A 13125-nucleotide genomic window follows, 5' to 3' on the forward strand; every position below is an offset into this window, starting at 1 on the left:
GCCATGGAGGCGTTGCCCTGGGTCTTCAGCTCCGGCTGGGCGAGCGGCATCAACAGCTACGCCGTCGTCCTGCTCCTCGGGCTCGCCGGCCGGTTCCTCGGGGTCGACGACGTGCCGCAGGCGCTGACCCGCACCGACGTGCTCGTCGCGGCCGGGGTGCTCTTCCTCCTCGACACCGTCGCCGACAAGATCCCCTACGTCGACTCGGTGTGGGACGCCGTCCACACCGCGATCCGGCCGACGATCGGTGCGATCCTCGGCGTCCTCATCGCAGGCGACGCCTCGACGCCGGAGCAGGCGTTCCTCGCGGTGACCGGCGGCACGTCGGCCCTCGTGAGCCACCTCGTCAAGGCCGGGCTGCGGGCGGTCGTCAACACCTCCCCCGAGCCCGCGAGCAACATCGTCGTGAGCACGGCCGAGGACGTCACCGTCGCCGGCGTCGTCTCGGTCTCGCTGCTCAACCCGTGGCTCGCGGCGGGGATCGCCGGGGTCCTGCTGCTCGTCGGGCTCGTCGTCGTCCTGCTCCTGCTCGGCCGGGTCCGGAAGTACCGGCGCGAGCGCCGCGAGCGCCGCGCCCGGGCGGCTGCGGGCGCCCCGTCCACGACCGGCCCCTGAGGCACGCCCCGCCCGCCGACGGTCCTCGGCAGGTGGGTCCCGGGTCCGCACGCCTAGACTCCGGCCGTGGACGGTTCGGCGACGACGCACCCGCGCGAGGCCCCGGCAGGTGCCGACGGCCCGGGCGGGCCGCAGGGCACCGGCGGCGCGGGCCGACCCCTCCCGCACGTCGTCCCGCTCGTGCTGGCGGGGGCCGTCGTCCTCGTCCAGATCAGCTATCCGCTGCTGTCCGGCGAGGCGCTGCGGCTCTCGACGATCGCCACGGTGCTGCTCTTCGCGACGGCGTCCCTCGTGCACGCGGCGACGACCCGCGGGGCCCGGACGGCGCTCGCCGTCCTCGTCGTCGCGGGCGGTCTCGGACTGCTCGCGGAGACCGTCGGCGTCCGCACCGGTGTCCCGTTCGGGGAGTACGCCTACGCGGACAGCCTCGGCGCCAAGGCGCTCGGCGTCCCCGTCGTCGTCCCGCTGGCCTGGACGATGATGGCCTGGCCCTGCCTGCTCCTCGGGCGGCGGCTGGCCGGCGGGCTCCCCGGCCGGGCCGCGCGCCGGGTCGCGACCGCGGCCGCCGGCGGGCTGACCCTCGCCGCCTGGGACCTCTACCTCGATCCCCAGATGGTGGCGGCCGGGCACTGGACGTGGCGGTTCCCCGAGCCCGCGCTGCCCGGCGTCCCCGGGGTCCCGCTGACGAACTACGCCGGCTGGGTGCTCGTCGCGCTCGTCATGGTCTCGGCGCTCGACGCCGTCGTGCCGCGGTCCGCGCCGCGCGGCGGCGGGACCGGCCCCGGTGCCGACGCGCGCGCCGACCTCGTCCCCGCCGCGCTCCTCGCCTGGACCTGGCTCGGCTCCGGCCTGGCGAACCTCGCGTTCTTCGACCGGCCGGCCGTCGCCGCCTACGGGCTCGTCGCGATGGGCGTGTGCACCGCGCCGTACCTGTTCACGGTGGCCCGGGTGGTCCGGGAGGTGCGGCGGTGACCCGGCTCTGGCGGCGTCTCGTGTGGGCCGGGAGCCTCGGCTCGGCCGCGCTCACGGCCCACTCCCTGGTGAACATGCGGGCCCTGCGGGTGCCGGACGACGACCCGCCGCCGGTGGACGAACGGGTCAGCGTGCTCCTGCCGGTCCGCGACGAGGCGGCGCACGTCGGCCGCTGCCTGGCGTCGGTGCTCGAGCAGGTCGGTGTCGAGGACCTCGAGGTCCTCGTCCTCGACGACGGCTCGACGGACGGCACCGCGGACGTCGTCCGGCAGGTCGCCGGCGACGACCCGCGGGTGCGGCTGCTCACCGGCACGCCGCCGCCGGCCGGCTGGCTCGGCAAGCCGAACGCGTGCGCGCGGCTCGCGGAGGCGGCGTCCGGCTCGGTGCTCGTCTTCCTCGACGCGGACGTCCGGCTCGCACCGCACGCCGTCGCCGCCACCGTCGACCTCCTGCGCCGCACCGGCCTCGACCTCGTGAGCCCGTACCCGCGCCAGCTCGCCCGCACCCCCGCCGAACGGCTCGTGCAGCCGCTCCTGCAGTGGTCCTGGCTCACGACGCTGCCGCTGCGGCTCGCCGAGTCGTCGCCGCGGCCGTCGCTCGCCGCCGCGAACGGCCAGCTCCTCGCCGTCGACGCGGCGACGTACGCGAAGGCCGGCGGGCACGGCGCCGTCCGCGGCGAGGTCCTCGACGACATCGCGCTGCTGCGCGCGGTCAAAGCCGTCGGCGGCACCGGAGGCGTCGTCGACGGCTCGCACCTCGCGACGTGCCGGATGTACGACGGCTGGGCCGCCGTCCGGGACGGCTACTCGAAGTCGCTGTGGTCGGCGTTCGGCTCGCGGGCCGGGGCCGCCGCGACCCTCGGGGGCCTCGGCGTCCTCTACGTCGTCCCCGCCGTGGCCGCCCTGCGCGGCTCCCGGGTCGGCCTCGCCGGCTACGTCGCCGCGGTCGCCGGCCGCTACGCGGTCGCCGAGCGCACCGGTGGCCGCTCCCTGCCGGACTCCTTCGCCCACCCCGCGTCGGTCGCCGTCCTCGGCTGGCTCACCGCGCGGTCCTGGCGCCTGCACGACGCGGGAGCCCTCACCTGGAAGGGCCGGGTGCTGCCCGGCGGAGACGGATGACCCGACCCATGACCTCGACCCGCCGTCCCGCCGCCGCTGCCCGGCCGGCCCCGGTCCTCGCCTCGGTCCTCGTCCCCGTCCTCGCCCCGGTGCTCGCCGTCGTGCTCGCCGGCTGCGGCAGCGGCACCGACCGTGCGGTGCCGGGGCCGACGCTGCCGACCGTCGGTGCCTCGACGTCGTCCCCGGCGGGTGCGGCGTCCGTCGAGCCGGCGGTCGCGTCGTCCGCGGGGACGACGGCCGGCACGACGCCCGCCGACCCGGCCGTCGAGCCGACGCCCGCCGGCGGGGCGCCCGACGCGGTCGCGCCGTCCGGCAGCGGGACGGCGACCGCGGGGCTCATGGCGGGCTTCCCGACCGACGTCATCCCGGTGCTGCCCGGTGCGACGGTCACCGCGAGCGCCGTACGCACGTCCGGCGACCGGCTCGAGGTCTCCCTCAGCGGCACCTCGAAGCGGTCCGCCGACACGATCCTCGCGTTCTACGACAAGGCCTTCCGCAAGCAGGGCTTCGAGTCGACCGACGGCCGCACCCTGGCCCCCGGCACCGGCGGCCGTATCTACGCGCGCGGCGACGAGGTGCTCCTCGTCGCCGTCGAGGGTGCGGGCGCGCGGCGCTCGTTCAGCGTCGGCGGGACCGTGCAGCGGTGAGCCGTGTCGCCGTCGTCGGCGCGGGCCTCGGCGGTCTCGCCGCCGCCGCCCGGCTCGCGCGGCTCGGCCACGACGTGACGGTGCTCGAGCAGGCCGCGACCGTCGGCGGCAAGCTCGGCCGCTACGCCCGCGACGGCTTCGTGTTCGACACCGGTCCGCACCTGCTCACGCTGCCGGCCGTCTACCGCGACCTGTTCCTCAAGACGGGCGGCCCGCTCGAGGACGCCGTCGACATCGCCCCGGTGGACCCCGCCGCGCACTACCGGTTCGCGGACGGCACCGAGCTCGACATGCCGAACGTGTCGCGGGCCCGGATCGCCGCGGCCTGGGACGACGCGGTCGGCGGCGGCGCGGGTGCCGACTGGACCTCCTTCATGGAGCGCGCCGCGCGGATCTGGGACGCGACCCGCGAGACGTTCCTCGAGTCCCCGCTCGACGGTGCCCGCTCGCTCGTCGCGCAGTCCCGCCGGGTCAGCGACCTGCGGACCATCGCACCCTGGCGGTCGCTGCGCGGCCTGGGCCGGCAGTACCTGCGGCACCCGCACCAGCGGACCTTCCTCGACCGGTACGCCACGTACACCGGCTCCGACCCGCGCCGGGCCCCGGCCGCCCTGGCGACCGTGCCGTACGTCGAGCAGGCGTTCGGCTCCTGGTACGTGCCGGGCGGGATGCGGGTGCTCCTCGACGCCGTCCACGCCCGGGCCCTGGCGTGCGGCGCCCGGGTCCGCACCGGCGCCGACGTCACCCGGATCTGCGTCGACGGCGGCCGGGTGAGCGGCGTCCGACTCGTCGACGGCGAGACCGTCGCGGCGGACGTCGTCGTCGCCAACGCCGACGCCGCGCACCTCTACCGCGACCTCGTCCCGCCGGACGTCGCGGCGCCCGCGCTGCAGGCGCTGCGCCGCACCCAGCCCTCGCTGTCCGGCGTCGTCCTGCTCCTCGCGCTGCGCGGCCGCACGCCCGGGCTGCGGCACCACACGGTGCTCTTCGGCGACGACTACGACGACGAGTTCGACTCGATCTTCGGCACCGGGCCGCACCGGCTCTCCGGGCCGCGGGCGGTCCCGGACCCGACGATCTACGTCAGCGCCCCCGACGACCCGGCGCTGCGGCCGGGTCCGGACACCGAGGCCTGGTTCGTCCTCGTCAACGCGCCCCGGCACGTCGCCGACGGCACGCCGGACCCGGGCGCGAGCCGCATCCTCGGCCGGCCGAGCGGTATCGACTGGGACGCTCCCGGCTTCGCCGACGCCTACGCGGACACCGTGCTCGACCTCATGGCCGCCCGCGGGCTCGACGTCCGGGACCGGCTGCTGTGGCGTGTCGTCCGCACCCCCGCCGACCTCGAGCGCGACACCCGCAGCGTCGGCGGCTCGATCTACGGCACGAGCAGCAACGGCGCCCGCGCGGCGTTCCTGCGCCCGGCGAACCGCTCCCCGGTGCCGGGGCTGTTCCTCGTCGGCGGCTCGTCCCACCCCGGCGGCGGCATCCCGCTCGTCGGGCTGTCCGCCGCGATCGTCACCAAGCTCGTCGGCCCGGCCTGACACCGCTCTGATCGCCCGCGGACCGAGGACCCTCAGCCGACGCCGTCCTCCGTCACGGCTCCGTCGTCCTTCTCGGCGCCGTCCGCCGACCGGGGCGGCTCGGGGCGACGCAGCACGGGGCCCGCCGGCGGGTCCACGAGCTGCCCACGGGCACCGCGCTCCCGCCACCTGCGGACGGCCCGGTCGACGGCCACGGCGACCACCGCGGCGCCGGCCTGCTGAGCGCCCCAGACCGCGACGTCGACGAGCCAGTAGATCGACGCGCCCGTGGGGCGCGCCTGTCGGCCGACGACCTGGGTGCGGAGCCCCTCCTCCTCGAGCGCCCGCAGCAGCGCCTCGGCGTCCTCCTCGGACCCCCTGTGGCGCAGCAAGCGATCGGCGGGCGGCACGTCCGTCACGATCACCAACCTACCGGGCCCGCACGGTCGCGACCGGGGTCAGCCGGTCAGCCGGCGGCGGACGACGAGCGCGACCTGGGTGAACCCGACGAGGCCGACGACGAGCCACGCCGCGGCCCCGGCGAGCGCCCAGCGCTCCCCCGCCCCGGGGTAGATCCCGGCGCCGAGGGCGAACATCACCGTGACGACGATCCGGGTCGGGCGCTCGGAGACGCTCACGACGCCGACCTCGCTCATCCCGCCGGCGGCGGCGCGGGCCCGCAGGTACTCGTGCAGCCACGCGACGGCGCCGCCCGCGACGACGAGCCAGCCGGGGGCGCCGAGCAGCCAGAGGCAGCCGACGAACGCGGCGTCGGCGAGCCGGTCGCAGACCGCGTCGAGGACGGCGCCCCGGCGGGTGACCCGGCCCGTCATCACCGCGACGGCCCCGTCGAGGTTGTCGAGGACGCCCGCGACGGTGACGACGACCGCGACGGCGAGCGCGGCCCGGCCGCCGACGGACGCCGGCCACAGCGCGGCGAGCGCGACGCCGAGCCCGAGCAGGGTGACGCCGTCCGGGCCGACGCGCAGCCGCACGAGCGGCCCGGCGAGCGTGTGCGCCATCGTGAGCCAGCCGCCGACGAGCCCGGTCGCGGGGACGCCGCCGTGCAGCGCCGTCCACCGCTCGAGGTACTCCGCGCGGGACATCACGGCCGGCGCGGGCCCGCCTACTCGAGCTCCCACTGGACGGCGAGCGAGACGTGGACGTCGACCCCGCCGGGCTCGACGGCCATGTCCGGCGCGGCCATAGCGGCCATCATCCGCATCTTCGGCATGGGCGGCGGCATCGCGCCGACGCCGCCCTCGACGACGCTGACGACCCGGCCCAGCGGGCGGCCGGCGAGCCCGGCGATCTGCTCGGCCTTCGCGACGGCGTCACGCCACGCGGCGGCCCGGGCCTCGACGAGCAGCGGGGCGTCGTCCTCGACGACGAACTCGACGCCGTGCAGCCGGACGTCGTCCCCGCCCGCGACGAGCGCCTCGCCGAGCACCCGGCCGGCGGCGTCCATGTCGCGGGTCGTCACGAGCAGCTCGTGGTCGGAGCGGTAGCCGGTGACCTCGTTGCCCTTGCCCTCGGTCCAGACCTGCTCGGCGTGCACGGACAGGCCCTGGGTCACGGCGTCCTTGGCGGCGACCCCGCCCGCGGCGAACGCGGCACGCACCCGCGCCGCCGCCGACTCGGAGTCGGCGAGGGCCGCCGCGAGCGTCGGGCGGAACGCGCTCGCCGCGAGCCGGATCCGCATCGCGTCCGGGGGCGCGGACGCCGTCCCGGTGCCGCTCACGCTGACGATGGACGGGTTCGTCTCGGTCATGCGCCCATCATGGTCGCCGCGGGGCCCGGCGTCGCGGGACCGACGCCGTCGGGTGCGCCTCGCCGGGCGCGGGTCGCCGGCCGCACGCCGGTACCCTCCGGCGGATGGGCAGGTTCAGCGACCGGGTCGCGATCGTCACGGGCGCGGGTGCGCCGGCCGGCATCGGGTTCGCGGTGGCCCGCGGGCTCGCCGCGGAGGGGGCACGGGTCGTCCTCGGGGCGACGTCGGACCGGGTCCACGACCGGGCCGCCGAGGTGACCGCGGCGACCGGGTCGGACGCCGTCGGGGTCGCCGCGGACCTGACGACCGAGGCCGGGGCGCAGGCCCTCGTCGATGCCGCGGTGCAGCGCTGGGGCCGGGTCGACGTCCTCGTCAACAACGCCGGCATGACGTCGGTGACGACCGGCTGGGACGCCGAGGAGCAGGTCACCGACCTCAGCCTCACCGGCTGGGAGGCCGCGCTCGCCCGCAACCTCACGACGGCGTTCCTCATGTGCCGGGCCGTCGTCCCCGTCATGCGTGCGGCGGGCTACGGCCGGATCGTCTCGGTCGGCTCGACGACCGGGACGACGAACGCGATGCCGGGCCAGGCGACCTACACGGCCGCGAAGGCGGGGCTCAACGGGCTGTCCCGGGCGCTCGCGCTCGAGGTCGTCGCCGACGGCGTGACCGTCAACGTCGTCGCGCCCGGCTACGTCGCGACGGGCTCGCAGCTCGCGTTCGAGCGGGCCGCCGCGGCGGCGGGCCCGGCCGGGCGCAGCGGGACGCCGGACGAGATCGCGGCCTGCGTGCTCTTCCTCGCGCACGCGTCGGCGTCGTTCGTCACCGGGGCGGTGCTCGTCGCGGACGGCGGCCACGGGCTCCCCGAGACCTGGCCCGTCGCCTGACGGTGCGGGCCTGCCCGGGTCAGTGCGCGCCGGCGCCGACCCCGAGGTTCGCGAACACCTCGAGCGTCGAGGTCGAGCGGTTGAGGGTGTAGAAGTGCAGGCCCGGCGCGCCGCCCTCGAGCAGCGTCGCGCACAGCTCCGTGGCGAGCTCGACGCCGACCTGCCGGACGGCGTCCGGGTCGCCGCCGACGGCCTCGAGCCGGTCCACGACGGCCGCCGGCACCGGGGTGCCGGACAGCTGCGCGAAGCGCGTGATCTGCTTGAGGTTCGTCACGGGCATGATCCCGGGCAGGATCGGGATGTCCTGTCCGAGAGCCGCGACCCGGTCCACGAGCCGGAAGTACGCCGCCGGGTCGAAGAAGAACTGGGTCACCGCGAAGTCGGCCCCGGCGTCCGCCTTCATGGTGAGGATCCGGGCGTCGTGCTCGAGGTCCGGGCTCTCCGGGTGGCCGTCCGGGAAGGCGGCGACGCCGATGGAGAAGCTGCTCGTCTCGCGGACGAGCCGAACGAGGTCGATCGCGTGGTCCAGGCCGCCGGGGTGCGGCGTCCACGGCGTGCCCGGGCCGCCGGGCGGGTCGCCCCGCAGCGCCATGACCGTGCGGACCCCGGCGTCGGCGTAGCCGCCGACGACGTGCCGCAGCTCGGCCGCCGACGCACCGACGCACGTGAGGTGGGCCATCGGGTCGAGCGTCGTGACCTCGGCGATCTGGCGGGTGATCCGCGTCGTCCGGTCCTGCGTCGAGCCGCCCGCGCCGTAGGTCACGGAGACGAAGAGCGGGGCGAACGGCTCGAGCCGGCGGATCGCCTGCCAGAGGGTCTCCTCCCCCGCGTCGTCCTTCGGGGGGAAGAACTCGAACGAGAACGACCGGCCGCCTCCGGAGAGGTGTCGTCGGAGCGTCTCACCGAGGCCGTCCTGTCGCGTCATGCGCAACACACTAGGCGAGTTCCACATCGTGGGGAGCGTGACGTCCACGACCCGGACGATTCCGCCCGGACCACCCGGCCACGGCTGCATCCACGGCACCCGCCCGGCCGGAAGAGCAGGTGCAGGGCGGCGGCACCTCGTGGCCCGGGCCGGGCTGCGAGGTGCCGTCGGGCCGCCCCGCCCATACCCTCGACGTGGACGCCGCCGCAGCCAGTCCGCTCCCCCACCCGTCGCCCCGGAGGGCCCGTGACCGCCGAACCGACCACCGCGCAGCACGCGACGACGAGCCCGCTCGACGTCGAGGACCTGCGTGTGCGGGTGCACAAGGTCATCGACACGTTCCTCGCGCGGCAGTCGGACGTCCTCGACGGCGTGAGCCCGGAGTGCGCGCCGATGGTCGACGCCGTCGCCGAGCTCATGCGCGGCGGCAAGCGGCTGCGCCCGGCCTTCTGCTACTGGGGCTGGCGCGGCGCCGGCGGGGCCGACTGCGAGCAGGTCGTCACCGCTGCGGCGGCGCTGGAGTTCTTCCAGGCCGCGGCGCTCATCCACGACGACGTCATGGACGACTCCGACACCCGGCGCGGCATGCCCGCCGTCCACCGCCGCTTCGCGACGCTGCACCGCGGCTCGGGCTGGACCGGCGACGGCGAGCGCTTCGGCCTCGCGGGCGCCGTCCTCGCCGGGGACCTGTGCCTCGTGTGGAGCGACGAGCTCTTCCAGGCGGCCGGTCTCGACGCGACGGCGATGCTGCGCGGGCGCGCGGTCTTCGACCGGATGCGCACCGAGCTCATGGGCGGCCAGTACCTCGACATGCTCGAGCAGGCGATCGCCGGCCAGCAGGCGGTGCACGCCGCCGAGCACCCGGACGACGCCCGGCCGGACGCCGTGTCCCGCGCCCGCCGCGTCATCCGGTTCAAGAGCGCCAAGTACACGATCGAGCAGCCGCTGCTCATCGGCGGCGCGCTCGCCGGCGCCTCCCCCGAGCTGCTCGCGGCGTACTCCGCCTACGGGCTGCCGCTCGGCGAGGCCTTCCAGCTGCGTGACGACGTCCTCGGCGTCTTCGGCGACCCGGAGCAGACCGGCAAGCCCGCGGGCGACGACCTGCGCGAGGGCAAGCGGACCGTGCTCGTGGCCAAGGCGCTCGAGACGGCGTCCCCGGCGCAGGCCGGCCTCGTCCGCTCGCTGCTCGGCGACCCGGGCCTGGACGCCCACGGCGTCGAGGCGCTGCGCGAGGTCATCGTCTCGACCGGCGCCCTGGAGGCCACCGAGACGCTCGTCGACGAGCTCGTCGGGCAGTGCCGGGCGGCGCTCGCCTCGGCGGACGTCGACCCGCAGGCCCGCGAGGTCCTCGAGGGTCTCGTCGTCGCCGCGACCGCGCGGGCCTTCTGATGGCCACCCTGTCGCAGCGCGGCCGCCGCGCCGCCGGTTGGCTGCCCGGCCGCACCCGCACCGTCACCGGCCCCACCGACCACGTGGTCGTCGTCGGGGCCGGTCTCGCCGGACTGTCTACGGCCATGCGGCTGGCCGGCGCCGGGCGCCGCGTCACCCTGCTCGAGCGTGAGGACGTCCCCGGCGGGCGGGCCGGCGTCGTCGTGTCCGACACCGCCGACGGGCAGTACCGGTTCGACCCGGGCCCCACGGTGCTGACGATGCCCGACCTCATCGCCGACTGCTTCGACGCGCTCGGCGAGCGGATGGAGGACTGGCTCGAGCTCGAGCCGGTCGCACCGCTCTACCGCGCGACGTACGCGGACGGCTCGCGCCTCGACGTCCACTCCGACGTCGACGCGATGGCCGCCGAGATCGAGACGGTCATCAGCGCGGGCGAGGCCGCGGGCTTCCGCAAGTACGTCGACTTCGTCTCCAAGCTCTACGACTACGAGATGCGGGACTTCATCGACCGCAACATCGACTCCCCCCTCGACCTGCTCTCGGTCAACCTCGCCAAGCTCGTCGCGATCGGCGGCTTCCGCAAGCTCGCACCGAAGGTCGAGGAGTACCTGAAAGACCCTCGCACGCAACGGATCTACTCGTTCCAGGCGATGTACGCCGGGCTCTCGCCGTACGACGCCCTCGCGATCTACGCGGTCATCGCGTACATGGACTCCGTCGCGGGCGTCTTCTTCCCCAAGGGCGGCATGCACGCCGTCCCGCAGGCGATGGCCGCGGCCGCCGAGAAGCACGGCGTGCAGATCCGCTACTCGACGACCGTGACGAAGGTCGAGCACTCCGGCGGCCGGGCGAGCGCCGTCGTCACGGCGGACGGCGAGCGGATCGCGTGCGACGTCGTCGTCCTCAACCCGGACCTGCCGGTCGCCTACCGCGACCTGCTCGGCAAGGACCACTGGCGGGCGAAGGGCCTCACGTACTCGCCGTCCTGCTACCTGCTCCTCGCCGGCTCGTCGGCGAGCTACCCGGACATCGCCCACCACAACATCCACTTCGGGACGGCGTGGCGCGAGATCTTCGACGAGCTCCTGTCCGGCAGGCTCATGAGCGACCCGTCGGTGCTCGTGACGAACCCGACCCGGTCCGACCCCTCGCTCGCCCCGGACGGCAAGCAGATCTACTACGTGCTCTTCCCGACGCCGAACCTCGACTCGCCCCTGGACTGGACGACGCTCGCCCCGCACTACCGCGAGCACGTCGTCACGACGCTCGAGGCCCGCGGCTACACGGGGTTCGGCGACGCCATCGAGGTCGAGCACGTGACGACGCCGCTGGACTGGCAGGCACGTGGGATGGAGCGCGGCGCCCCGTTCGCGGCGGCGCACTCGTTCCGGCAGACCGGGCCGTTCCGGCCCGGCAACCTGTGGGGCGAGAACGTCGTCTTCACCGGCTCCGGCACCCAGCCGGGGGTCGGCGTCCCCATGGTCCTCGTCTCCGGCCGGCTCGCCGCCGAACGGGTCCTCGGCCCCGACAAGAGCTACCGGTCGCGCGCGTGGCGCTGACCGACGAGACCCCCGCCGACCTGCGGGTTGCGGGGATCCCCCCGGAGTCAGGCAGGATGCCCCGCGTGAACCGCAGCAGCGCCCGTTGCCTCGATGCCGCCGGGATCACCGATCCCGAGCTCCGCTCCGCCTTCGAGCAGTGCCGCCGGCTGCACGCCGAGCACGGCAAGACGTACTACCTCGCGACCCTGCTCCTCCCGCCGGAGAAGCGGCCGTACGTCTGGGCGCTCTACGGCTTCGCCCGGTACGCCGACGAGTTCGTCGACTCCCTCACCGACCCGGACCCGCAGGCGCTGCTCGACTGGGGCGCGGTCTTCCTCGACGCGCTCGCCCAGGGCTCGACGACGAACCCGGTCGGTGCGGCGATGCTCCACACGATGCGCCGCTGGCAGATCCCCCGCGCGCACGTCGAGGCGTTCCTCGAGTCCATGCGGATGGACATCACCGTCACCGAGTACAAGACGTACGCCGACCTCGAGCACTACATGTACGGGTCGGCCGCGGTCATCGGCCTGCAGATGCTCCCGGTGCTCGAGCCGGTCGCCCCCGAGGCCGGCGCCCGGGCGCGGGCGCTCGGCGAGGCGTTCCAGATGTCGAACTTCATCCGGGACGTCGGCGAGGACCTCGAGCGCGGCCGGGTCTACCTGCCCATGGAGGACCTCGACGTCTTCGGGGTCACCCGGCAGGTGCTCGCCCGCGGGGTCGTCACGCCGCCGGTCCGCGAGCTGCTCAAGTTCGAGATCGAGCGCACCCGGCAGCTCTACGCCTTCGCCGAGCCCGGCATCGACATGCTGCACCCGACGAGCCGCGACTGCGTCCGGACGGCGTTCACCCTGTACGGCGGCATCCTCGGCGCCGTCGAGGCGGCGCACTACCAGGTGCTCACGCAGCGGGTGTCGGTCCCGATGCCCGAGCGGCTCAAGGTCGCCATCCCCGGGCTGCGCCGCGCCCGCGCGGCCCGCAAGGACGCCGCGAAGTGGGTCGCCGTCCCCTGACACCGCTCATGCTCGCGTCCGGTACCGGTCTGCGGCCCGCGACGGCGCCGGAACGGTACGCGCCACGAGCATGAGCGGGCTGGTCAGAAGGCGAGGGCCTGCGCGCGGCGGCGGATCTCCGTCTTGTGGCCGGCGCGCAGCGCCTCGACCGGGCTGCCGGGCAGCGACTCGTCCGGGGTGAAGAGCCAGCGCAGCGACTCGGCGGCGTCGTAGCCGGCGTCGGCGAGGACGCTGATCGTGCCCTTGAGCTCGGGCAGCGGCTGCATGCGGCCCTCCACCTCGATGAGGAGCAGGGCGGGGACGGACAGGATCCGGCGCTCGCCCCGGCGGACGGCGAGGAGCGCGCCGTCCTGCAGGAGGCGGCGGACCTTGCCGACGTCGAGGCCGAGCTGCTCGGCGACGTCCGGAAGGGGCAGCCAGGCGTCGACGAGCGCGTCGAGGCCGTGGTCTGCGGGGTCGGTCGGGCGGGCCGTCTCGGTCACGGGTCAAGCCTGCCACGCCCGGCCCGTCCCGGGGCGCACCACCCCGTCGGGAGCCCTCGCGAGGGCCGGCCACGGTCCCGACACCGTGTCAACACCGATCGGCGCGCTTACGTGATCACGGAACGTGGCTCCGCTACCGTCCCATCCGTCCCAGCGACCACAACAGTCACAGGACGTGACAGGAGCCGCTGACCATGAGCAGCAGACGCCGCCGCCAGGGTGCAGGGAAGCGCCCCGCG

At 75.7% G+C, this 13125-nt stretch carries 14 protein-coding genes; 9 read left to right on the top strand and 5 right to left on the bottom strand.

The genetic code is table 11. The features are described 5' to 3' along the window. Positions 1 to 3 precede the first annotated feature (3 nt). From ECOMGDLI_RS07725 to ECOMGDLI_RS07745, 5 genes are all read left to right on the top strand, one after another. Positions 4 to 615 carry a DUF4126 domain-containing protein gene (locus ECOMGDLI_RS07725; protein WP_088315748.1) on the top strand — a complete coding sequence of 204 codons (612 nt, stop codon included), beginning with the start codon at positions 4 to 6 and terminating at the stop codon, positions 613 to 615. Between the two features lie 66 nt (positions 616 to 681). Beyond that, positions 682 to 1587, top strand: coding sequence for a carotenoid biosynthesis protein (locus ECOMGDLI_RS07730; RefSeq protein WP_088315750.1), 906 nt, complete (start codon positions 682 to 684; stop codon positions 1585 to 1587). Further along, a complete protein-coding gene (locus ECOMGDLI_RS07735) occupies positions 1584 to 2705 on the top strand; it encodes a glycosyltransferase family 2 protein (RefSeq protein WP_233153355.1) in 1122 nt (373 codons plus the stop codon). Before ECOMGDLI_RS07730 ends, ECOMGDLI_RS07735 begins: the two co-directional genes overlap by 4 nt. Continuing rightward, positions 2702 to 3352: a hypothetical protein gene (locus ECOMGDLI_RS07740; RefSeq protein ID WP_158220931.1), complete on the top strand. Its 651-nt coding sequence runs from the start codon at positions 2702 to 2704 to the stop codon at positions 3350 to 3352. Before ECOMGDLI_RS07735 ends, ECOMGDLI_RS07740 begins: the two co-directional genes overlap by 4 nt. Beyond that, positions 3349 to 4896: an NAD(P)/FAD-dependent oxidoreductase gene (locus ECOMGDLI_RS07745; RefSeq protein ID WP_088315754.1), complete on the top strand. Its 1548-nt coding sequence runs from the start codon at positions 3349 to 3351 to the stop codon at positions 4894 to 4896. The genes ECOMGDLI_RS07740 and ECOMGDLI_RS07745 overlap by 4 nt, the downstream gene beginning before the upstream one ends. 32 nt (positions 4897 to 4928) lie before the next feature. Here ECOMGDLI_RS07745 and ECOMGDLI_RS07750 read toward each other — a convergent pair whose 3' ends face one another. The 3 genes from ECOMGDLI_RS07750 to ECOMGDLI_RS07760 are packed head-to-tail and all read right to left on the bottom strand — an operon-like array spanning position 4929 to position 6646. Beyond that, positions 4929 to 5294, bottom strand: coding sequence for a hypothetical protein (locus ECOMGDLI_RS07750; protein WP_143447569.1), 366 nt, complete (start codon positions 5292 to 5294; stop codon positions 4929 to 4931). Positions 5295 to 5333: 39 nt separating this feature from the next. Then, positions 5334 to 5981: a CDP-alcohol phosphatidyltransferase family protein gene (locus ECOMGDLI_RS07755; RefSeq protein WP_198954657.1), complete on the bottom strand. Its 648-nt coding sequence runs from the start codon at positions 5979 to 5981 to the stop codon at positions 5334 to 5336. A gap of 20 nt (positions 5982 to 6001) precedes the next feature. Beyond that, entirely contained in the window at positions 6002 to 6646 is a 645-nt protein-coding gene (locus ECOMGDLI_RS07760; RefSeq protein ID WP_088315760.1) for an SIMPL domain-containing protein, read from the bottom strand. Between the two features lie 104 nt (positions 6647 to 6750). On the opposite strand from ECOMGDLI_RS07760, the gene ECOMGDLI_RS07765 reads away from it, so the two are divergent. After that, positions 6751 to 7533, top strand: a complete 783-nt coding sequence (locus tag ECOMGDLI_RS07765; protein ID WP_088315762.1) for an SDR family NAD(P)-dependent oxidoreductase — start codon at positions 6751 to 6753, stop codon at positions 7531 to 7533. 19 nt (positions 7534 to 7552) lie between these two features. Here ECOMGDLI_RS07765 and metF read toward each other — a convergent pair whose 3' ends face one another. Further along, positions 7553 to 8458, bottom strand: a complete 906-nt coding sequence (metF, locus tag ECOMGDLI_RS07770) for a methylenetetrahydrofolate reductase [NAD(P)H] (protein WP_088315764.1) — start codon at positions 8456 to 8458, stop codon at positions 7553 to 7555. Between the two features lie 246 nt (positions 8459 to 8704). On the opposite strand from metF, the gene ECOMGDLI_RS07775 reads away from it, so the two are divergent. From ECOMGDLI_RS07775 to ECOMGDLI_RS07785, 3 genes are read left to right on the top strand one after another with little or no spacing between them, the layout of a single operon-like run. Beyond that, positions 8705 to 9847, top strand: coding sequence for a polyprenyl synthetase family protein (locus ECOMGDLI_RS07775; RefSeq protein WP_088315766.1), 1143 nt, complete (start codon positions 8705 to 8707; stop codon positions 9845 to 9847). Continuing rightward, positions 9847 to 11409: a phytoene desaturase family protein gene (gene crtI / locus ECOMGDLI_RS07780; RefSeq protein ID WP_088315768.1), complete on the top strand. Its 1563-nt coding sequence runs from the start codon at positions 9847 to 9849 to the stop codon at positions 11407 to 11409. The genes ECOMGDLI_RS07775 and crtI overlap by 1 nt, the downstream gene beginning before the upstream one ends. 56 nt (positions 11410 to 11465) lie before the next feature. Next, positions 11466 to 12404, top strand: coding sequence for a phytoene/squalene synthase family protein (locus tag ECOMGDLI_RS07785; RefSeq protein WP_088315786.1), 939 nt, complete (start codon positions 11466 to 11468; stop codon positions 12402 to 12404). A gap of 83 nt (positions 12405 to 12487) precedes the next feature. On the opposite strand, the gene ECOMGDLI_RS07790 is transcribed toward ECOMGDLI_RS07785, so the two are convergent. Further along, on the bottom strand, positions 12488 to 12886 hold the full coding sequence (locus ECOMGDLI_RS07790; protein WP_088315771.1) for an Rv2175c family DNA-binding protein: 399 nt from the start codon (positions 12884 to 12886) through the stop codon (positions 12488 to 12490). Positions 12887 to 13125: the final 239 nt, after the last annotated feature.

Source organism: Kineosporia sp. R_H_3, assembly GCF_002198675.1.
In the GTDB taxonomy this organism is placed as follows: Bacteria; Actinomycetota; Actinomycetes; order Actinomycetales; family Kineosporiaceae; genus R-H-3.